The following is a 19446-nucleotide window of genomic DNA, read 5'->3' on the forward strand; positions in this document are numbered from 1 at the left end:
ACGTGAAACAACAGGCTTTTGATGTCATCGTCATTGGAGGGGGCCATGCAGGTACCGAGGCCGCAGCCGCAGCTGCCCGCCTTGGTGTGCAGGTTGCCCTGATCACACTCGAAAGATCGGGCATCGGTGTGATGTCTTGCAATCCGGCGATCGGAGGCCTTGGGAAAGGACACCTGGTTCGAGAAATTGACGCGATGGATGGAGTCATGGGACGGGTCGCGGACAAGGCCGGCATCCAGTTCAGGCTTCTCAATCGTCGGAAAGGGCCGGCCGTGCAGGGGCCGCGGTCTCAATCGGATCGCGATGTTTACCGTTCCGAGATGCTTGCCGAGATGGAATCGTTGCCCAACTTGCGTATCTTGGAGGGTGAAGTCGCTGACCTGATTACGTCGGGGACCAGGATCGAGGGTGTGTGTTTGGCCGATGGGAGCGAGGTTACCGCTCGAGCGGTCGTTGTTACAACCGGAACGTTTCTCCGCGGTATCATCCACATAGGGAATCGAAGCTTTCAGGGTGGCAGAATGGGGGCCGCTCCTTCCGTTCGTCTTGCTGAAAGGTTTGACAGTTTCGGTTTGCCCCTTGGGCGATTGAAGACAGGTACTCCGCCGCGGCTGGATAAACGCAGCATTGCCTGGGATAAACTGGAACCTCAGCCCGGCGACGAGGATCCGACGCTTTTCTCTTTCCTGTCGGCTGGCCCACACTTGCGGCAAGTACACTGCGCTGTCACTCACACCAACGAACGCACCCACGAAATAATCCGGAAAAACCTCTCGCGATCTGCGATGTATGGCGGATCCATTGAAGGTGTTGGGCCGCGGTACTGCCCGTCCATCGAGGATAAAGTGGTTCGGTTCTCCGACAAAACCTCACATCAGATCTTTCTAGAGCCTGAGGGTCTTGACAGTACCACAATCTATCCCAACGGAATTTCGACCTCGTTGCCGGAAGATGTACAAGAGGCGTATGTCCGCAGCATATCCGGATTGGAAAACGCGAAGATCACTCAGCCCGGTTATGCGATAGAATACGACTATGTGGATCCACGCGCCCTTGATGCGGCCTTGCGGGTCAAGGGATTTGACGGCCTATACCTTGCGGGGCAAATCAACGGTACAACAGGATATGAGGAAGCGGCCGCACAAGGCTTGGTTGCAGGCTTGAACGCCGCCCTTGAGGGTAAGGGTAAGTTTCTGCCCAGCCGAATGACGTCTTACATTGGTGTGATGATTGACGACTTGATTACGCAAGGGGTCGCTGAGCCTTATCGTATGTTCACATCGCGTGCAGAGTACAGGCTGTCTTTACGCTGCGATAATGCCGATCAGCGCTTGACACCAGAGGGTCTTGTTCTTGGGTGCGTGGGCAAAGAACGCAGGATAAAGTTCGAAAAGAAGATGGGCCTTTTGGACGAAACCCTGAAGAAGCTGAAGTCTTTCGAAGTGACGCCCAAACAAGCGAACGAGGCTGGCATACGTGTAAACGAAGACGGTCGCCGTCGAAGTGGCCTCGATCTGCTGTCGCTCTCCAATGTCAGCTACGAGTCCCTGGCTGCGACCTGGCCAGAGCTACAGGCATCGACAGAGATCGCCAAGCAAGCAAAAATTGAAGCCACTTATGCGAATTACATTGAGCGACAGCAACGCGATGTCATGGCTTTGAAGAAGGATGAAGAGATCGAGTTTCCACCCCGCTTTGACTTTTCCGGTCTTTCAGGTCTGTCGAACGAGTTGAAATCCAAGCTGACAGCGGTGCGCCCTTCGACTTTGGGTCAGGCCGCAAGAATAGAAGGCATGACTCCGGCTGCTCTGACACTCTTGCTGGCGTCTTTGCGGAAGGCAGAAAAACGGCGTAGCGCGTAGGATCAATCGAATGGACGCCGCATCCCGTTGTGATCTAAAGGTTTTCGAGCGCCTTATCCGCAAATGGTCACCTCGGATTAATCTGGTGGCGCCCTCCACATATGATCAAACGTGGGAGCGGCATATCCTTGATTCCGCGCAGCTTTACGATTTTCTGCCCTCGACGGCGGACAAGGTAATAGATCTCGGAAGTGGCGGAGGGCTTCCTGTGGTTGTGCTTGGAGTTCTTGCGAAGCACCGGGGCTGCCGTATCAAGTTTACAGCTATCGAATCTGACGCGCGCAAGTGTGCCTTTCTCCGAACCGCAGCTCGTGAGTTACAGATAAATTTGAGTGTCATCACGAGTCGTATCGAAGCTGCAAATGTGGAGCCTGGGAATGTCATAACTGCGCGCGCCCTGGCGCCTGTGTCCAAGCTTCTGGAGTTTGCCGAACCTTTGCGTGTTGCGGGAGGGACTTGCCTCTTTTTAAAAGGCGAAAACGTGCAGAATGAGGTGTCCGAAGCGAAGAACTCATGGCAATTTGAGGCGAAGTACTATCCAAGCGTGACATCCGAAAAGAGCGCTATCTTGGAGATTGGAGAGTTTTATCGTGCCTGAGTTTACGCCAACCTCCAAAGCACGTGTGATCGCGATTGCGAACCAAAAGGGCGGCGTGGGTAAAACGACAACGACAATTAATCTCGGGACGGCATTGACGATGCGGGGAAAAACCGTCCTGATCATCGACCTGGACCCGCAAGGGAATGCGTCTACTGGTCTAGGGATGGCGCCCGAAACACGAAGCCTTACCACCTATGATCTGCTCGTCGAGAATGCGGCGATTGCAGATGTTTCACGTGAAACATCCGTAGAAAACCTGTTCCTTGCGCCTGCAACCACGGATCTAAGCTCTGCGGACATCGAGTTGATGTCGAATAGTCGACGTGTTTTCCGACTGCGGGCGGCGCTCACTCAGCTCAACGCGCTGCCCAAGAGGGTTGATTATGTCTTGGTGGATTGCCCGCCAAGCCTGAATTTGCTGACAGTTAACGCGATGGTGGCCGCAGATTCCGTGCTCGTTCCGCTCCAAAGCGAGTTTTTTGCGTTGGAAGGCCTTTCCCAGCTCTTGTTGTCGGTCCGGGAAGTGCGCGAAACCGCCAATCCAAAACTCAGGATCGAGGGGATTGTCCTGACGATGTATGATCGGAGGAACAATCTGTCGCGTCAGGTTGAGGAGGACGCGCGGGCGAACCTTGGGGAACTGGTTTTCAAGACGATCATACCGAGGAACGTCAGGGTCAGTGAGGCTCCGTCCTTTGCGATGCCTGTTTTGCGGTATGATCCAAGCTCTCAAGGGTCTCAGGCCTATCTTGGCCTAGCCGATGAAATTCTCGAACGTCACGAGTTGGTGGCATGAAAGGGATCTAATTTTTCATGGAAAAGAAACCTGAACGCCGAGGCCTGGGGCGGGGGCTGTCAGCTCTCATGGCTGATGTCAATATTGGGTCCGAGACGGCGAGCGTTGGGAACGAGGCCAGCCAGGCCAACCCGGATCGACTGGTCCCGATTGAATCCGTGCGCCCAAATCCAGACCAGCCTCGGCGCATGTTTCAACAGGAAGACCTCGACAGCCTTTCGGAATCCATTCGCGAAAAGGGTATTCTGCAACCATTAATCGTTCGTCCCGACCCCTCTGACGAGGATCTCTATCAGATCGTTGCGGGGGAACGTCGCTGGCGTGCCGCGCAGATGGCGCAGTTGCACGAGATACCTGTTCTCGTACGCGAACTTTCTGACACGGAGTCGCTCGAAATTGCGATTATCGAGAATATTCAGCGTGCCGACCTCAATCCGGTAGAAGAGGCGCAGGGCTATCGACAACTCATGGACCGCTTCGGCCATACTCAGGAGCGGCTCGCACAGGCCTTGGGCAAAAGCCGGAGCCACATTGCCAACATGCTTCGGCTCATGTCGCTACCGGCGGAAGTTCTTTCGTATTTACAGGACGGTACACTGGCCGTTGGACATGCGCGCGCCTTGATTACAGCAGATGATCCGGTCGCTCTTGCCAAGAAGGTCATCGCCAAGGGATTGTCTGTACGGGAAACCGAGAGGTTGGCAAAGAAGGCCGATACCTCGCCAGGGAGTACAAAGAAGCCGCCAAAGAAATCCGAGAAGGATGCAGACACACGCGCGTTAGAACTTGATTTGGCGGCGACGCTTGGAATGCAGATTTCGATAGACCACACCCCGGGGGGGGAGACGGGCGCATTGACGATCCGCTATACGTCTCTCGACCAGTTGGACGATCTTTGCCGCCGCCTCAGCTCCTAGCTGCTCGGACGCGTCCAGATAAATACGGCCACGATGCTGAGTACGGCTGCCTGGACGGTCAGAACTGTGGTTGAGACGCCAAGTACAAGTGAGAGTGAAAAGGCCCCAAGGATCGAAAGTGAGGCTAAACCTTTGGCACGCAAGCTGATAGAGCCCCGTTCCTGCCAGCCCAGAATGGGGGCACCCAATCTTGGATGATCCAGAAGCCAGGCGTGAAGGCGATCAGATCCTCGTGCATAACAGAAGGCAGCAAGGAGCAGGAAGGGTACAGTCGGCAGAAGTGGCAAGGCAATGCCGATCACGCCCATGCCAAGCGCTGTGCTGCCCGAGATCACCCAAATAGCTCTCATCTGTCCTCGCTCAGAAGTTCCCGCAGAATGGCGTTCAGCACCATGCGCCCTTGTAAAGTGGTGCGCAACCGGTCGCCGTCCACCCGTATGAGTTGCGCTTCCTGGAGTTCGGAGAGTTTTCGTTCCGGCAGAGGTGCTCCGGCGATAGCGGTGATCCGGTTCAGAGACACACCCTCCGACAGCCGTAAGCCCATGAGCAGGAGCTCTTCGGAGATCTCATTCGGTGTCAGAAGCTGCCTTGGAGTTTCGCCATGCCCGCTATCCTGAACTTGAGCCAGCCAAGCTTCGGGGTGCAACGGGGTGGAGGTGGCCCATTTCTGTCCGGATAGGGTAAGGCGCCCATGGGCGCCCGGGCCGATGCCAACGTAATCCCCATACCGCCAATAGATCAGGTTATGGCGGGATTCGCAGCCCTCAGCTGCGTGGTTCGACACTTCGTAGGCCGGCATTCCCGCATCGGAACACAGGTCTTGGGTTGCTTCGAACATGTCGGCGCCCAAGTCACCATCCGGCAATCCGCGCAACATGCCCCGAGCAGCGCGATCTCCAAACGCGGTGCCTGGCTCCACGGTCAACTGATAGAGAGAAAGATGATCAATCGCCATGGAGAGAGCTGCCCTAAGCTCTGCAATCCAGGCTTCCAGCGTTTGACCTTGTCGTGCGTAGATCAGATCGAAGCTCACGCGCTCGAAATGCGCTTGCGCGACCTCAAATGCGCTTTGCGCCTCCTTGACCGAGTGCAATCGTCCCAAAGCCTTCAGGTCCGCGTCGTTCAGGGCCTGGATACCCATCGAAACCCGGTTCACCCCTGCATCCCGATAGGCGCGAAACCGCCCGGCCTCGACGGATGTGGGGTTTGCCTCCAGTGTGATTTCAAGACTGTTGGAGGTGGGCCAAGTTCGCCGGATCCTGTCGATGATGGAAGCCACGAGGTCCGGTTCCATCAATGAAGGGGTGCCTCCGCCGAAAAAAACCGTATCGAGGCGGCGACCTTCCGTTTCTATTCCGGCACGGCCGATTTCCGACAAGAAGGCGTTTTCCCACGCTGCTTGATCCACGCGTGCCCTGACATGGCTGTTGAAGTCGCAATAGGGGCACTTGGCAGCGCAGAAAGGCCAATGAAGGTACAGCCCGAAGCCCCCGTGTTGCCAATCCTCCATGCTCAACCCTTGAATGCGGTCACGTCGATTTCGATCAACATCTGGGGTTCGATTAAACCGGCAATGATCATGGTGGCCGCGGGACGGACCTCACCGAGATGCCGACCGAGTAGGGGCGCAACTGTTTGGACGAGACCGCGATCCGCAAGGATATACTGGACCTTGCAGATGCTGTCTTTTGGGAAATCCGCTTCCCTCAATACTTCAAAAATTGTTTTAAAACAATTATTTACCTGGTCTTCGAAAACGTTCGGCAGAGTCATTGCCGCATAATCGTACCCGGTGACGCCCGACAGGAAACACCAATCGCCCTGAACCACGGCTCGGGAATATCCCATGGTGGCCTCGAAGGGGGAACCCGTGGAAATCAGGCGTCTCATCAGTCTTCTGAGAAACAGGCTACGGTCAGTTTCCGGAACGCATCTGCCCGGTGGCTGACCTTGTTCTTTTCCCAACGGTCCATTTCCCCGAAGGTCTGCGCGTAGCCATCCGGTTGGAACATCGGATCATATCCATGGCCTTGCGAGCCACGCATGGGCCAAACCAGTTGTCCCTTCATCGTCCCGGGAAAAACCATGTCGGTGCCGTCGGGCCATGCCAGCACCAGAGTGCAGCAGAACCGCGCACGCCACGGCCGTTCCGCACCTTTCGCAATCAGGGCGTCATGGACCTTGACCATGGCCATCTCGAAATCCCGCCCGGTCGGTGTCTCGGCCCAGTCCGCCGTGTAGACACCGGGTGCACCATCGAGTGCGAGAACCTCCAGGCCGCTGTCATCGGCCAGTGCAGGCAACCCAGTCTCTTTTGCGGCATAATGCGCCTTGATGCGAGCATTGCCGACGAAAGTGGTTTCCGTCTCTTCCGGCTCGGACAAACCGTGCGCGGCGGCGGAGGTAACCCGCACGCCGTAAGGCTCCAACAGATGCGCGATCTCTTCGATTTTGCCCTTGTTGTGACTTGCGACGAGCAGGGTTTTGTCCTTGAACCGGGACATCAGCTGGTGGCGGCCTTCTGTGCGGCGACCAGCTCGGCAACACCGACCTCGGCAAGGTCCATCAGCGTGTTGAGGGCATTGCGCGAGAACGGCGCACCCTCGGCCGAACCTTGCACCTCGATCAGACCGCCGGAGCCGGTCATCACGAAATTCGCGTCGGTCCCGGCCTCGGAATCCTCCGCATAATCCAGATCCAGTACGGGTTGCCCGGCGTAGAGACCACAGGACACCGCGGCTACGTGATCTGTCAGCGGGTCCGTAATGATATCGCCCGCCTTCATCAGCTTGTTGACGGCAAGCCTCAGCGCGACCCAGGCCCCGGTGATCGACGCGCAGCGTGTGCCGCCATCGGCCTGGATCACATCGCAATCGATGGTGATCTGCCGCTCTCCCAGCGCCACGCGGTCGACCCCCGCGCGGAGGCTCCGTCCGATTAGGCGCTGGATCTCCTGGGTGCGCCCCGATTGCTTCCCAGCGGCAGCTTCCCGGCGCCCGCGGGTATGGGTTGCGCGGGGCAACATTCCATATTCCGCCGTCACCCAGCCAAGACCGGTGTTACGCAGAAACGGCGGCACGCGCTCCTCAACGGAGGCGGTGCACAACACGCGTGTTTCACCCATTGAGATCAGGCAGGATCCTTCGGCGTGCCTGGTGAAGCCAGTTTCGATCGAGACGCCGCGCATCTCATGGGTTTGACGTCCTGACGGTCGCATGACGATCCTTTCGCTATTTGCGCCAGATAGGCGCGCCCTTATCTAAATGGCAAGCCGTTGACGCAATCGCGCAGCGTGAAATAAAAGAGTGCGCCGTTCTCGGATTGGCGCGGCGCGGCAGGAGCCCGAGAGATCATGGACGAGGCAAGCAAGGTCATATCGGAGATGAGCGACCGCTCCCGCGAGGTGTTTCGCCGGGTGGTGGAGGGGTATTTGCAGACCGGCGACCCGGTCGGCAGCCGGACCTTGACCCGGTCCATGAGCGAGAAGGTTTCGGCAGCGACGATCCGTAACGTGATGCAGGACCTGGAATTTCTGGGCCTGCTCGATTCGCCCCACGTCTCCAGCGGCCGTATTCCGACCCAGATGGGCCTGCGGATGTTCGTGGATGGCCTTCTCGAAATCGGCAACCTGTCCAGCGAAGACCGGGAGGTCATCGAATCCTCCGCGGGCGAGAATGACAGCGTTGGCGGCCTGTTGGACCGGGTCGGTTCGGCCCTGTCGGGTATCACGCAGGGGGCCAGCCTTGTGCTTGCGCCCAAGAACGAAAGCGCCCCCATCAAGCATGTCGAATTCGTCAGCCTTGCGCCGGGCCGGGCCCTGGCCGTGCTGGTATTTGCCGATGGGCAGGTTGAAAACAGGGTGTTTACGCCGCCCGCGGGGCAAACCCCGTCCTCCATGCGGGAGGCGGCGAATTTCCTCAACGCAGTGGCAGAGGGGCGCAGTCTGTCGGAACTGGCGGATGTCATTCGTCGAGAGATCGCGTCGCGGCGGTCCGAACTGGACCGGCTGGCCGCGGACATGGTGGAGGCTGGCACGGCCGTCTGGCAGGATCCGGGCGAATCGAACGAACGACTGATCGTGCGGGGACGTGCCAATCTTTTGGGCGATGGACCGCCATCGGAGGACCTGGAACGGGTGCGCAAGCTTTTCGATGATCTGGAACGCAAACGCGACATCGCGGCCTTCCTGGATCTGGCCGAGGCCGGGGAAGGTGTGCGCATTTTTATCGGTTCGGAGAACAAGCTTTTCTCACTTTCGGGTTCCTCTCTGGTTGTCAGTCCTTATATGAACGCGGACCGGAAGATCATCGGAGCCGTGGGTGTGATCGGGCCGACTCGCCTCAACTACGGGCGGGTTGTGCCGGTGGTCGAATACACGGCGCAACTGGTCGGCAAGATCTTGGGCGACCGGGCATAGAGGAAACGAGAGATGGCAGACCCCAAAACCGAAGAAGACATCTTCGCAGAGGTAGATGCAGAGATCGCCGCGGAAGAAGAAGCGGCCGCGGCCGAGATGGAAGAGGCCCTGGGCGAGGAAGGCCCCGAAGCCCCGGGTGCCGCCGTCGAGGCGATCATCGCGGAACGGGACGAGTTGAAGGACCGCCTGATCCGCGCCCTGGCGGAGGCGGAAAACATCCGCAAACGCGGTGAACGGGATCGCCGCGAGGCGGAGCAATTCGGCGGATCGAAACTGGCGCGTGACATGCTGCCGGTGTTCGACAACCTGCGGCGTGCGCTCGACGTGGTCGATGACAATCAGCGCGAGATCGCAGGCGGCCTGATCGAAGGGGTCGAATTGACCCTGCGCGAGATCCTGAATGTGTTCGGCAAGCATGGCATCACGCCGATCGCGCCGGAGGTCGGCGATCCGTTCGATCCGCAGCTCCACCAGGCCATGTTCGAGGCGCCGGTCCCGAATGTGCCCGCGGGTGGGATCATTCAGGTGATGTCCGAGGGCTTCCTGCTCCATGACCGTCTGCTGCGTCCGGCCCATGTCGGGGTGTCTTCGACCCCGGCGAGCTGAGACTGGTTCTCTACAAGGTCAAAGCCTCGGGGATCAGTCGCGATCCGCGAGGCTTTTCAACTCATAGACCAAGTCCAATGCCTCGCGCGGGCTCAGCGCATCCGGGGATATGTCGGCAAGACGCGCCTCCAATGCCGATGTCGGGGCCGCTGGCGGTGGCGGAGGGGCAGCGTTGGCGAATAGCGGCAGATCCTCCAACAGCGCCTTTGCCGGGTTTCCGCCGCTGCGTTCACCGGATTCGAGCGTCTTCAGCACTTCGCGCGCACGGGCCACGACCGAAGGCGGCAGGCCCGCGAGCTTGGCGACCTGCACACCGTAGGATCGATCCGCCGCACCGCGCCGCACCTCGTGCAGAAAGATCACGTCGCCATCATGCTCCTTGACCGCCACGGTGGCGTTTTCCACGCCGGACAGTTGCGCAGCAAGGCCGGTCATTTCGTGGTAATGGGTGGCGAACAGGGCGCGACACCGGTTCACCCCGTGCAGGTGTTCGAGCGTCGCCCAGGCAATCGACAGCCCGTCATAGGTGGCCGTTCCGCGCCCGATCTCGTCAAGGATGACCAATGCTCGGTCCCCGGCCTGGTTCAGAATCGCGGCGGTTTCCACCATTTCCACCATGAAGGTCGAGCGCCCCCGCGCCAAATCATCCGACGCACCAACACGGGAGAAAACCTGTGCGACCAACCCGATCCGTGCCGCGGTTGCGGGCACGTAGCTGCCCATCTGCGCTAGGATCGCGATCAGGGCGTTCTGGCGCAGGAAGGTCGATTTGCCCGCCATGTTCGGCCCGGTGAGCAACCAGATCGGCGCAGCACCTTCGCTCAAGTCGCAATCGTTGCGGATGAAGGGTGTACCACTGGCGCGCAGCGCGGCCTCGACTACCGGGTGCCGTCCGCCGCTGATTTCGAAGGCACGGCTGTCATCGACCTTGGGCGCGCACCAGTCCTCGTCGCGGGCCAGCACCGCAAGGGCCGTCACCACATCCAGTTCCGCCAATGCCCGCGCGCAATCCGACAGCTCGGCGGCCGCAACGATCACGGCCTGACGCAACTCTTCGAAGATCGACTTTTCCAGCGCCAGCGCCCGGCCACCGGCATTGAGAATGCGGGTCTCCATCTCGGACAACTCCACGGTGGTGAAGCGCACGGCGTTGGCGGTGGTCTGGCGGTGGATGAACCGGTCCGACAGGGGCGGGGACAGCATCTTGTCCGCGTGGGTGGCGGTCGTTTCAATGAAATAGCCCAGCACGTTGTTGTGCTTCACCTTGAGGGAGGCGATCCCGGTTGCCTCGGCATATTCCGCCTGCATTCCGGCAATCACGCCGCGCCCCTCGTCGCGCAGCTGCCGGGCTTCATCCAGGTCGACATTGTAGCCAGAGGCAACGAACCCACCATCTCGCGTTAGCAGCGGGGGTTCGGCAATCAGGGCTTTCTCCAACAGGTCGCGCAGGGCGTCATGTCCGAAAAACCGGCTCTTCGATTGGGCCCAGAGGGGGGGCAAGGCGTCGTCCGGCAGAGCCTCGGCGAGCGTTGCGGCCTGGGCGAGACCGTTTCGGATCGCCGCCAGATCCCGTGGCCCGCCGCGGTCGAGCGCCAACCGGGACAGTGCCCGATCCATATCCGGCACCTGCCGCAGTGCGGTGCGCACGGTGTCGAGGATCTCGGGCGCCTCGAGCGCATAGCGGACACCCTCGTGCCGTGTCCGGATGATCGACAGATCGGCAGAGGGGCTCGCCAGTCGCCGCGCCAGGAGCCTTGCGCCTTGTGCCGTGACGGTGCGGTCGATCACAGTCAACAGCGCACCTTCCCGCCCCCCAGACAGTGATTGCGTCAACTCCAGATTTCGCCGAGTCGCCGCGTCGATCTGCAAACCATGCTGCGCCCGTTCCTTCACCGGTTTGCGCAGTAGCGGCAGCTTGCCCTTTTGGGTCAACTCCAGATAGCCGACGATTGCACCCATCGCGGATAGGTCCGCGCGTTCGAAACTCCCAAAAGCCTCGAGGTCGGCAACGCCGTAAAGCCGGCACAGCCGGTCCACCGCGGCCGTACTGTCGAAACTGGCGCGCCCAAGCTCCGTCGCCGCCGCCTCGTGTTCTTCGACGAGCGACCGCAGGTCGTTGCCCTCGGCCAGCAAGACCTCGCGCGGCGCGAGGCGCGCAAGGTCCACCGACAGCCGGGCCGCGGGGCAGGCCATGACCCGGAACTCGCCAGTGGAGATATCGACCCAAGCCAGCGCGGAGTCGTCTCTCACCTTGGCAAAGGCAGCCAGATAATTGTGCCGCCGCGCCTCCAGCAGGCTCGCCTCGGTCAGGGTGCCCGGGGTCACAAGCCGAACGACCTCCCGCCGCACGACGGACTTGGAGCCGCGCTTTTTCGCTTCGGCCGGATCCTCCATCTGTTCGCAGACGGCGACGCGAAACCCCTTGCGGATCAGTGTGAGCAAATAACCCTCCGCCGCATGCACGGGCACGCCGCACATGGGAATGTCCGCATCGTCATGCTTGCCACGCTTGGTAAGCGCGATGTCCAGTGCCGCCGCGGCCTCCACCGCGTCGTCGAAGAACATCTCGTAGAAGTCGCCCATCCGGTAGAAAAGCAGGGCATCCGCATGATCCTGCTTGATCTCCAGGTACTGCGCCATCATCGGCGTCACGGTCTTGCTGCTCACCCGGTGCCCCCTTTGCCGCGCAGGTTAAGCACGTGCGACCCCGGGCGAAAGTCGCAATTGGTCCTGCGCGGCACCTGTTGAGACGCTTTCTCAACCCCGCTACAACCTCAAGACCGTTTGGGAGGAGCACGCATGTCCGGCAATAACAAGATCACCCGCGAAGAGGCGCTGGCCTATCATCTGGAGCCAACGCCGGGCAAGCTCGAGGTGTCGGCCTCGACGCCCATGAGCACCCAGCGGGATCTCAGCCTTGCTTACTCGCCCGGTGTCGCGGTGCCCTGCGAGGCCATCGCGGAAAACCCCGAGACGGCATATGATTACACGACCAAGGGGAACCTGGTGGCGGTGATCACCAACGGATCGGCCGTTCTGGGCCTGGGAAACCTCGGCGCACTTGCCTCCAAGCCCGTGATGGAAGGCAAATCGGTTCTCTTCAAACGGTTCGCCGACGTCAATTCCATCGACATCGAGCTCGATACCGAGGACCCGGATGCGATCATCCAGGCGGTGAAGCTGATGGCGCCGACCTTCGGGGGTGTCAATCTCGAAGACATCAAGGCGCCCGAATGTTTCATAATTGAACAGACGCTGAAGGAACAGCTCGACATCCCGGTGTTTCATGATGACCAGCACGGGACCGCTGTAATCACGGCGGCGGGGCTTTTGAATGCGCTGCGGCTGACCGGCAAGGCGATCGAGGACTGCAAGATCGTGTTGAACGGGGCCGGGGCGGCAGGCATCGCCTGCATCGAGTTGATCAAGGCCATGGGGGCCAAGCCGCAGAACTGCATCGTCTGTGATACCAAGGGGGTGATCTTCCAGGGCCGGACCGAGGGCATGAACCAGTGGAAATCGGCCCATGCAGTCAAGACCGAGATGCGCACACTCGACGACGCCATGAAAGGCGCGGACGTGTTCCTCGGTGTCTCTGTCAAGGGTGCGGTGACGCAAGCGATGCTGGAATCGATGGCCGACGACCCGGTTATCTTCGCCATGGCCAATCCCGACCCCGAGATCACGCCGGAAGAGGCGCACGCGATCCGGCCCGATGCGATCGTCGCCACCGGGCGGTCCGACTACCCCAACCAGGTCAACAACGTGCTGGGTTTTCCCTATCTCTTTCGCGGGGCGCTGGATATCCGGGCCCGTGCGATCAATGACGAGATGAAGATCGCCTGCGCCGAGGCGCTGGCCGATCTCGCGCGCGAGGACGTTCCGGACGAGGTGGCGCTGGCCTATGGCCGCAAGCTGAGCTTTGGCCGCGACTACATCATTCCCACGCCCTTCGATCCGCGTCTGATCCATACGGTCCCGCTCGCGGTGGCCAAGGCGGGGATGGATACGGGCGTGGCGCGGCGACCCATCGTGGACATGGACGGCTACGAGCAATCCCTGCGGGCGCGGATGGATCCGACCGCCTCGATGCTGCAAGGCATGTTCGCCCGGGCCAAGGGCACCCAGGCGCGCATGATCTTCGCCGAAGGGGACGACATTCGCGTGCTGCGGGCCGCCGTGACCTATCAGCGGTCCGGGTTGGGAAAGGCACTGGTGGTGGGGCGTCAGGACGATGTGAAGACACGGTTGGAAGCGGCGGGGATCGGCGACGCCTTCCGCGAGCTGGAGATCGTCAATGCCGGGAACACGCGGCACTTGGAGACCTACAAGGAGTTCCTCTACGGGCGGTTGCAGCGCAAAGGGTACGATACCTCCGACATCCATCGGCTTGCGGCGCGCGACCGGCACGCGTTCTCGGCCCTGATGCTGGCCCATGGTCATGGAGATGGCCTCGTGACCGGGGCGACGCGAAAGTCGGCCCATGTGCTGGGGCTGATCAATACGGTGTTCGATGCCGGTGCGGAGGATGGCGCGGTCGGGGTGACAGCCCTGCTGGTGAAGGGCCGGATCGTTTTGATTGCGGACACGCTGGTCCATGAATGGCCCGATGAAGAGGACCTCGCGGATATCGCGACCAGGGCGGCGGGGACCGCGCGGTCCCTGGGGCTGGAGCCGCGCGTCGCCTTCGTGAGCTTCTCGACCTTCGGCTATCCGGTGTCGGAACGGGCGACCAAGATGCACAGGGCGCCCCGGGTGCTCGATGCGCGCGGGGTCGATTTCGAGTATGATGGCGAGATGACCGTGGATGTGGCGCTCGACCCGGAGATCATGGCGCAATACCCGTTCTGTCGCTTGTCGGGCCCGGCGAATGTGCTCGTCGTTCCGGCCCGGCACTCGGCCTCGATCTCGGTCAAGCTGATGCAGCAGCTGGGTGATGCCACGGTGATCGGCCCGATCCTGTCGGGTGTCGGCAAACCGATACAGCTGTGCTCCGCGACATCCACGGCCAACGATATTCTCAACATGGCGGTGCTTGCGGCCTGCCGTGTGGGCTGAGCCAAGGCCCTTCGAAGAGCCTTGAAAGGCCCCGACCGGGACCTTCGAAAAACCTCGTCACGTGCGGCAACCCTGTTCGTGGCGTCCGTGCGCCTTCGGTGGCAAGGCGCTTCGAAGCGCCTTGGCTGCGCTCAGCTCCCGGCGAAGGGTGCAGCGGCACCCCAGACAGCTTTGACCCGCGCATCGCGCCCGCAGCTCGTGCGATACCGCTTGTAGGCCTCGGCCTTGGTCTTGGGTCCGAACCGGGTCAGCACCCGGGTCGTCGACTTGTAGAAATCCTGATGATAGGCGTCCGCTTCATAAAACGGTGCAGACTTCCGCACCGGTGTCACGATGCTGCGCCCCAGATCCGCCTCGGCTTGGGCAACGGCGGCCAAAGCATCTGCGCGCTGGGCGTCGGTGGCGAAGATCGCGGTGGTATAACTCTCGCCGCGATCGCAGAACTGACCTCCTGCATCGAGCGGATCGATCGACCGCAGAAACAGGTCATAGATTTCCCGCGTGGAAATCTTGCGCGGGTCGAACTCGATCTCCACCACCTCCAAGTGACCTGTCCCGCCCTTGGTGACCTCTTTGTATTCGGGGTTGGGCGTGGTGCCACCCGCAAAGCCCGATACCGCCTCAATCACCCCCGGCACGCCTTCGAAATCGCTCTCGACGCACCAGAAGCAGCCGCCGGCGACGACGACTTTTTCCGTGCCAGCAGCCTTGGCCTGCTGGCATTCCACCGCAATTCCGAGCAGAATGGTCACCGCGAGAAGTACCGGTTTCATCCGGGCCAGACCGGGAAAGAAAGATGGGGAGCGGGTCATGATATCCTCCTGTAACGTACCCAGACTGCCCCGCATCTTTCGCCACACTCAAATCACCGGCCCGTGAGGTCACGGCTTGGTGACAGGGCGCGCGCGATTGTTTCAGGATAGCGCTGACCAGGACACGAAAACTCCGAAACGAGAGGGGAGTTGTTTCAATGCAGGCATGTGACGAGGTGGTGATCCTCGGGAAATTCGAGGCGTCTTGATGCGGATCGCCATGTGGAGTGGGCCGCGCAACCTGTCGACGGCCATGATGTACAGCTTCGGCGCGCGGGGTGATTGCGCGGTCTGGGACGAGCCGTTTTATGCCGCTTATCTTGACCGCACCGGTGCGGACCATCCCATGGCGGCCGAGATCGTTGCGGCGCACGAAGCCGATCCGGAAAGGGTCGCGGCCCGGTGCTGCGGGCCGATCCCGGGGGGCAAGGCGCATTTCTACATGAAACACATGCCGCACCACATGTTGCCGGATTTTCCTCTGGATTGGGCGGAGCCTTGCGTGAATATCCACCTGATCCGCCATCCCGCCCGTGTGATCGCCAGTTACGGTGCGAAGCGAGAGGAAATGACGCTCGCCGATATCGGTTTTCCGCAGCAGGCCGCGTTGTTCGACCGGCTCGGCGGGCTGGTCGTGGACAGTGCGGATATTCGGGCCGACCCTGCCGGAATGCTGGGACTGCTCTGTGCGGAGATCGCGTTGCCTTTCGATCCCGGCATGCTGCGATGGTCGGCGGGCGGTCGGCCGGAAGACGGGGTCTGGGCCCGGCATTGGTACGGGGCTGTGCATCGCTCCACCGGGTTCGCTGGCCCCGAAGGCCCCTTGCCGGATGTCCCGGACGGATATCAGTCCCTCTATAAGGCCGCGATGGAGACCTATTCCGAGATGCAGGCCCGCAAGCTGGTTCTGCCCAAGGCCTAGCGCGCCTCCAGATAGGCATCGATTGCCTCGATGCGGTCGTCATTGCCCGGATGGGTGGACAGCCAGCCACCGCCGTCTCCGACCTCGGCCGCGAGCGTTTCAAAAAATACCTTCAACCCGGTCGGATCATACCCTGCGGCGTCGGCGAGCCGCAGGCCGATCTGATCCGCCTCCGCCTCCTGCCCGCGGGAGTAGGACAGCGACAGCAGCACATTCCCCTCCAGCAGAAGATCCTCGAGCAAAGGCCCGGTTTCCCCGGCGATCAGGGCGACCATCACGTAGATGCCCAGCGACCGATAGAGCCGCTTGAGGGAGTGTTCCTCCATCACATGGGCGATCTCATGGCCGAGCACCGAGGCGACGACATCAGCATCGAACTGCTTAACCAAGGCATCCGACAACACCACGGTGCCCCCGGGCAGGGCCAGCGCATTCGGTCCCAAACCCCGGAGCGCCCGAAACTCCAGGCTCACGGCTTCCGCGAGGTCGCGGTCCGGCAGAACCGCGCGCAGGTCCTCGAAAATCGCGCGAGCCTCGGCTTGATCTGCTGTACTCAGCGCTGTTTCGGAGGCAATGACGCGGTCGAGGGCGGAGAGGGTACTGCGATCCATCGCCCGCACGAGGGGCTCCGGTGTCAGGGCGACAGCCATGGCAACCAGTGCGGTGAGGGCCACGGAATAGACCAGCCAGCCGCCCGCGAATCCGCCAACCACGAACAGGATCAGGCGCGGATGCAGCCGTTCCCATCCGTGCAGCCGGGTCCAGAAGCCGCGCGGCTCCAACGCGGCAATCGCCTCGCGGTCCCCCGTTTCGAACTCGGCACCGTCCGGGAAGCGCAGCTTGCGTGGCAGCGACCCCAGCGGCGGATCGAACCTCACCGCGTCCAGCCGGGCCTCGGCCATGGTTCCACCGGTCTCCACCGCGATTAACTTGGCCATATCCCCGCGCACCAGAAGACGCGCCGCGACCTGGAGAGAGGTGCCACCGCTGACCGCGGTACCGAGGATGACCTGTTCCGGATGCGCCATGGGCTCCTAGAGGTTGATCCCGAAATCGAGCCCTTCGATATCGGTGAAGGCATCGCCGAAGGCACCCTTCTCCTGCTCGAAATGGGCGATGAAGTTGTCGAGGGAGCCGTCGGGAACGAACCGGGTTTCCGCCGCGAAGTAGCGCGCCAGCCGGATCTGCGCCCAGGGCAGGGCCAGCCCGAGCGTCAATATCACCGCCACGCCATTGGTTACCGCGATCCACAGCACCTGCAAGGGTGACACGGTGGACACGAAGCGGTGCTTCCGGTCCAGTAAGACCGCGTTGTAGACGATATTGCGGACCATGGCCCGGAACAGCACCAAGGCGGTGAAAAAGCCGAAGACCGCGAAGGGTAGGATGGACAGAACCAGGGCCAGGATCCGCATGTCCTGCGCGGTCATGTTCTGCGGTCTCGGCAGGGCGTCCGGGATCATGCTGCTGAGCAGCGCGCCGCAGATCAGCACCGCGAAGAACCAGCCGATGGCGGCGAAAAAGGCTCTGTAAAAGGGCCCGATGGGCGCGTCAAAGGTAAACGGCGTCCGCCCTAGCCGATGCCCGTTGACGACATAGCGCCGCTGGGCACGTTCAGCGAAAGGCCAGGCGAGATAGGCGGTGAGCGCCGTCAGGAACGGCGCCAGCAAATAGGCCTTGAACGCCCCGCCATAGGTGCCCGCGAAGTTGAACCGCACGCCGGACCAGCTGCTGACCCGCGCGTTGAAGCGAAAGGAGCGGTACATCAGGAACGGAAAGAGCGCCAGAAACCCGAGGGGCAGCAGGATCGCGAGCACCGGGATCGCGGCAAGCAACGAATAGGCGATCAGCCCGACGATCACGATGACTCGCCCGATCAGGATTTGCAAACCTGTGGCGTGGTAGTCGAAGCTGCGCCCGCCAATGATCGTGTTGCGATAAAAATATTGCTTGGTCCGGACCTTGGCCCAGGCCGAGTAGATCCCGATGGTCAGGATCGTCAGGACGATGTTGACGATCCAGATCCCGAACCACTCGCCGGTATCGCCCTTGAACTCAACCTGTTCGCTCATCTCATGCCTCTCGAACGTCCGAGACGAGCCTAGTCTGGTGAAAGCGGCGATACCAAGGCGCGCAGGCGGACCGCGACGTTATTTCCCGAGACGCTTGTTGCGCGCGGCCAGCAGTTTCAGGCGCAGGGCGTTGAGCTGGATGAAACCCGCCGCGTCTTTCTGGTCGTAGGCGCCTGCGTCGTCCTCGAAGGTCACGTGGGCCTCGGAATAGAGGCTGTGATCCGACCAGCGACCCACGGTGCGCACGGATCCCTTGTAGAGCTTCAGCCGCACGGTGCCGGTCACATGCGCCTGGCTCGCATCGATGGCGGCCTGCAGCATCTCCCGCTCCGGCGAGAACCAGAAGCCGTTATAGATCAGCTCCGCGTAGCGCGGCATCAGCTCGTCCTTGAGGTGCGCAGCCCCCCGGTCGAGCGTGATCTGCTCGATCCCGCGATGGGCCTCCAGCAGGATCGTGCCCCCCGGCGTCTCATAGATGCCCCGGGACTTCATGCCGACAAACCGACCCTCTACAAGGTCGAGACGCCCGATCCCGTGCGCCCCACCCAGCTCGTTCAGCTTGGTCAGAACCGTTGCCGGGGACATCGCTTCGCCGTTGATCGACACCGCGTCGCCGCGCTCGAACCCGACCTCGATGTATTCCGGCGTATTCGGTGCATCCTCGGGATTCACCGTGCGCTGATAGACGTAGTCGGGCGCGTCCTCCGCCGGATCCTCCAGAACCTTGCCCTCTGAAGAGGTGTGCAACAGGTTCGCATCCACCGAAAACGGCGCTTCTCCCCGCTTGTCTTTCGCGATCGGGATCTGGTGCTTCTCGGCGAAGTCGATCAGCTTGGTGCGGCTCGACAGGTCCCATTCCCGCCAGGGCGCGATCACCTTGATGTCGGGGTTCAGGGCATAGGCGGCCAGCTCGAACCGGACCTGGTCGTTGCCCTTGCCGGTCGCGCCATGGGCCACGGCATCGGCACCTTCCGCCTCGGCAATCTCCACCAGCCGCTTTGAGATCAGCGGCCGCGCGATGGACGTGCCCAGAAGGTAAAGCCCCTCGTAGACTGCGTTCGCCCGGAACATCGGAAAGACAAAATCGCGCACGAACTCCTCGCGCAGGTCTTCGATATAGATCGCCGATGCGCCCATCATTTCGGCCTTGGCGCGTGCGGGCTCGAGCTCTTCGCCCTGGCCCAGATCGGCGGTGAAGGTCACCACCTCGCAGTCATATTCCGTCTGCAGCCACTTGAGGATGATCGACGTATCCAGACCACCGGAATAGGCGAGAACGACTTTCTTGGGCGCGGACATTGGCGGGGCTCCTTGGGCTGGTTCGCCCGGGCGGATAGCGGCTTTTGCGGGGCAGGGCAAGCGGACCCCGGCTTGCGCGCGGTG

General features: G+C 61.3%; 18 protein-coding genes. 8 read left to right on the plus strand and 10 right to left on the minus strand.

All coding sequences use genetic code 11. The features are described from left to right. The first annotated feature begins 2 nt into the window (after positions 1–2). Genes mnmG through DSHI_RS17510 form a run of 4 tightly spaced genes read left to right on the plus strand, consistent with a single transcriptional unit; the run spans position 3 to position 4176 of the window. Positions 3–1862 carry a tRNA uridine-5-carboxymethylaminomethyl(34) synthesis enzyme MnmG gene (gene mnmG / locus DSHI_RS17500; protein WP_012180112.1) on the plus strand — a complete coding sequence of 620 codons (1860 nt, stop codon included), beginning with the start codon at positions 3–5 and terminating at the stop codon, positions 1860–1862. 10 nt (positions 1863–1872) lie between these two features. Further along, positions 1873–2460, plus strand: a complete 588-nt coding sequence (gene rsmG, locus DSHI_RS21880; RefSeq protein ID WP_012180113.1) for a 16S rRNA (guanine(527)-N(7))-methyltransferase RsmG — start codon at positions 1873–1875, stop codon at positions 2458–2460. Continuing rightward, positions 2453–3259: a ParA family protein gene (locus DSHI_RS17505; RefSeq protein WP_012180114.1), complete on the plus strand. Its 807-nt coding sequence runs from the start codon at positions 2453–2455 to the stop codon at positions 3257–3259. Before rsmG ends, DSHI_RS17505 begins: the two co-directional genes overlap by 8 nt. Before the next feature lie 17 nt (positions 3260–3276). Continuing rightward, positions 3277–4176: a ParB/RepB/Spo0J family partition protein gene (locus tag DSHI_RS17510; protein WP_012180115.1), complete on the plus strand. Its 900-nt coding sequence runs from the start codon at positions 3277–3279 to the stop codon at positions 4174–4176. On the opposite strand, the gene DSHI_RS21885 is transcribed toward DSHI_RS17510, so the two are convergent. Genes DSHI_RS21885 through rph form a run of 5 tightly spaced genes read right to left on the minus strand, consistent with a single transcriptional unit; the run spans position 4173 to position 7393 of the window. Further along, complete coding sequence (locus DSHI_RS21885; RefSeq protein WP_012180116.1) at positions 4173–4526, minus strand: YbaN family protein; 354 nt, start codon at positions 4524–4526, stop codon at positions 4173–4175. The genes DSHI_RS17510 and DSHI_RS21885 overlap by 4 nt on opposite strands. After that, a complete protein-coding gene (hemW, locus tag DSHI_RS17515) occupies positions 4523–5686 on the minus strand; it encodes a radical SAM family heme chaperone HemW (protein ID WP_012180117.1) in 1164 nt (387 codons plus the stop codon). Before hemW ends, DSHI_RS21885 begins: the two co-directional genes overlap by 4 nt. Before the next feature lie 2 nt (positions 5687–5688). Then, positions 5689–6066, minus strand: a complete 378-nt coding sequence (locus DSHI_RS17520) for a RidA family protein (RefSeq protein ID WP_012180118.1) — start codon at positions 6064–6066, stop codon at positions 5689–5691. Next, positions 6066–6680 carry an RdgB/HAM1 family non-canonical purine NTP pyrophosphatase gene (gene rdgB / locus DSHI_RS17525; protein ID WP_012180119.1) on the minus strand — a complete coding sequence of 205 codons (615 nt, stop codon included), beginning with the start codon at positions 6678–6680 and terminating at the stop codon, positions 6066–6068. Before rdgB ends, DSHI_RS17520 begins: the two co-directional genes overlap by 1 nt. Further along, on the minus strand, positions 6680–7393 hold the full coding sequence (rph, locus tag DSHI_RS17530; protein WP_012180120.1) for a ribonuclease PH: 714 nt from the start codon (positions 7391–7393) through the stop codon (positions 6680–6682). Before rph ends, rdgB begins: the two co-directional genes overlap by 1 nt. A 135-nt stretch (positions 7394–7528) precedes the next feature. On the opposite strand from rph, the gene hrcA reads away from it, so the two are divergent. Continuing rightward, on the plus strand, positions 7529–8593 hold the full coding sequence (hrcA, locus tag DSHI_RS17535; protein ID WP_012180121.1) for a heat-inducible transcriptional repressor HrcA: 1065 nt from the start codon (positions 7529–7531) through the stop codon (positions 8591–8593). A 12-nt stretch (positions 8594–8605) separates the two neighbouring features. Beyond that, positions 8606–9199 (plus strand): nucleotide exchange factor GrpE, encoded by a 594-nt coding sequence (locus DSHI_RS17540; RefSeq protein ID WP_012180122.1) that lies wholly within the window; start codon positions 8606–8608, stop codon positions 9197–9199. A gap of 33 nt (positions 9200–9232) precedes the next feature. Here the strand turns inward: DSHI_RS17540 and mutS are convergent, their stop codons facing one another. After that, positions 9233–11866: a DNA mismatch repair protein MutS gene (gene mutS / locus DSHI_RS17545; protein ID WP_012180123.1), complete on the minus strand. Its 2634-nt coding sequence runs from the start codon at positions 11864–11866 to the stop codon at positions 9233–9235. Positions 11867–11998: 132 nt separating this feature from the next. Here mutS and DSHI_RS17550 point away from each other — a divergent pair, with 132 nt between their 5' ends. Continuing rightward, the gene (locus DSHI_RS17550; RefSeq protein WP_012180124.1) at positions 11999–14257 is read left to right on the plus strand and encodes an NADP-dependent malic enzyme; all 2259 of its coding nucleotides are present in this window, start codon (positions 11999–12001) and stop codon (positions 14255–14257) included. Between the two features lie 131 nt (positions 14258–14388). Here the strand turns inward: DSHI_RS17550 and msrA are convergent, their stop codons facing one another. Then, complete coding sequence (msrA, locus tag DSHI_RS17555; RefSeq protein WP_012180125.1) at positions 14389–15069, minus strand: peptide-methionine (S)-S-oxide reductase MsrA; 681 nt, start codon at positions 15067–15069, stop codon at positions 14389–14391. Between the two features lie 208 nt (positions 15070–15277). Between msrA and DSHI_RS17560 the strand changes: the two genes are divergently transcribed. After that, positions 15278–15991, plus strand: a complete 714-nt coding sequence (locus DSHI_RS17560; protein WP_012180126.1) for a sulfotransferase-like domain-containing protein — start codon at positions 15278–15280, stop codon at positions 15989–15991. Here DSHI_RS17560 and DSHI_RS17565 read toward each other — a convergent pair. The 3 genes from DSHI_RS17565 to DSHI_RS17575 form a co-directional block, all read right to left on the minus strand. After that, positions 15988–17019 (minus strand): M48 family metallopeptidase, encoded by a 1032-nt coding sequence (locus DSHI_RS17565; protein ID WP_012180127.1) that lies wholly within the window; start codon positions 17017–17019, stop codon positions 15988–15990. The genes DSHI_RS17560 and DSHI_RS17565 overlap by 4 nt on opposite strands. A gap of 6 nt (positions 17020–17025) precedes the next feature. Next, positions 17026–18063, minus strand: coding sequence for a YjgN family protein (locus DSHI_RS17570; RefSeq protein ID WP_012180128.1), 1038 nt, complete (start codon positions 18061–18063; stop codon positions 17026–17028). Between the two features lie 78 nt (positions 18064–18141). Beyond that, positions 18142–19362, minus strand: coding sequence for an argininosuccinate synthase (locus DSHI_RS17575; RefSeq protein ID WP_012180129.1), 1221 nt, complete (start codon positions 19360–19362; stop codon positions 18142–18144). Positions 19363–19446 lie beyond the last annotated feature (84 nt).

It is taken from the genome of Dinoroseobacter shibae DFL 12 = DSM 16493, from assembly GCF_000018145.1.
Lineage (GTDB): Bacteria > Pseudomonadota > Alphaproteobacteria > Rhodobacterales > Rhodobacteraceae > Dinoroseobacter > Dinoroseobacter shibae.

What these genes read in the sequence shown, in the direction of transcription:
- rsmG (WP_012180113.1), top strand. Translation starts at nt 1,873, where the DNA reads ATGGACGCCGCATCCCGTTGTGATCTAAAGGTTTTCGAGCGCCTTATC.
- DSHI_RS17510 (WP_012180115.1), top strand. Translation starts at nt 3,277, where the DNA reads ATGGAAAAGAAACCTGAACGCCGAGGCCTGGGGCGGGGGCTGTCAGCT.
- DSHI_RS21885 (WP_012180116.1), bottom strand. Translation starts at nt 4,526, where the DNA reads ATGAGAGCTATTTGGGTGATCTCGGGCAGCACAGCGCTTGGCATGGGC.
- hemW (WP_012180117.1), bottom strand. Translation starts at nt 5,686, where the DNA reads ATGGAGGATTGGCAACACGGGGGCTTCGGGCTGTACCTTCATTGGCCT.
- DSHI_RS17520 (WP_012180118.1), bottom strand. Translation starts at nt 6,066, where the DNA reads ATGAGACGCCTGATTTCCACGGGTTCCCCCTTCGAGGCCACCATGGGA.
- rdgB (WP_012180119.1), bottom strand. Translation starts at nt 6,680, where the DNA reads ATGTCCCGGTTCAAGGACAAAACCCTGCTCGTCGCAAGTCACAACAAG.
- rph (WP_012180120.1), bottom strand. Translation starts at nt 7,393, where the DNA reads ATGCGACCGTCAGGACGTCAAACCCATGAGATGCGCGGCGTCTCGATC.
- hrcA (WP_012180121.1), top strand. Translation starts at nt 7,529, where the DNA reads ATGGACGAGGCAAGCAAGGTCATATCGGAGATGAGCGACCGCTCCCGC.
- DSHI_RS17540 (WP_012180122.1), top strand. Translation starts at nt 8,606, where the DNA reads ATGGCAGACCCCAAAACCGAAGAAGACATCTTCGCAGAGGTAGATGCA.
- DSHI_RS17550 (WP_012180124.1), top strand. Translation starts at nt 11,999, where the DNA reads ATGTCCGGCAATAACAAGATCACCCGCGAAGAGGCGCTGGCCTATCAT.
- msrA (WP_012180125.1), bottom strand. Translation starts at nt 15,069, where the DNA reads ATGACCCGCTCCCCATCTTTCTTTCCCGGTCTGGCCCGGATGAAACCG.
- DSHI_RS17560 (WP_012180126.1), top strand. Translation starts at nt 15,278, where the DNA reads ATGCGGATCGCCATGTGGAGTGGGCCGCGCAACCTGTCGACGGCCATG.
- DSHI_RS17565 (WP_012180127.1), bottom strand. Translation starts at nt 17,019, where the DNA reads ATGGCGCATCCGGAACAGGTCATCCTCGGTACCGCGGTCAGCGGTGGC.
- DSHI_RS17570 (WP_012180128.1), bottom strand. Translation starts at nt 18,063, where the DNA reads ATGAGCGAACAGGTTGAGTTCAAGGGCGATACCGGCGAGTGGTTCGGG.
- DSHI_RS17575 (WP_012180129.1), bottom strand. Translation starts at nt 19,362, where the DNA reads ATGTCCGCGCCCAAGAAAGTCGTTCTCGCCTATTCCGGTGGTCTGGAT.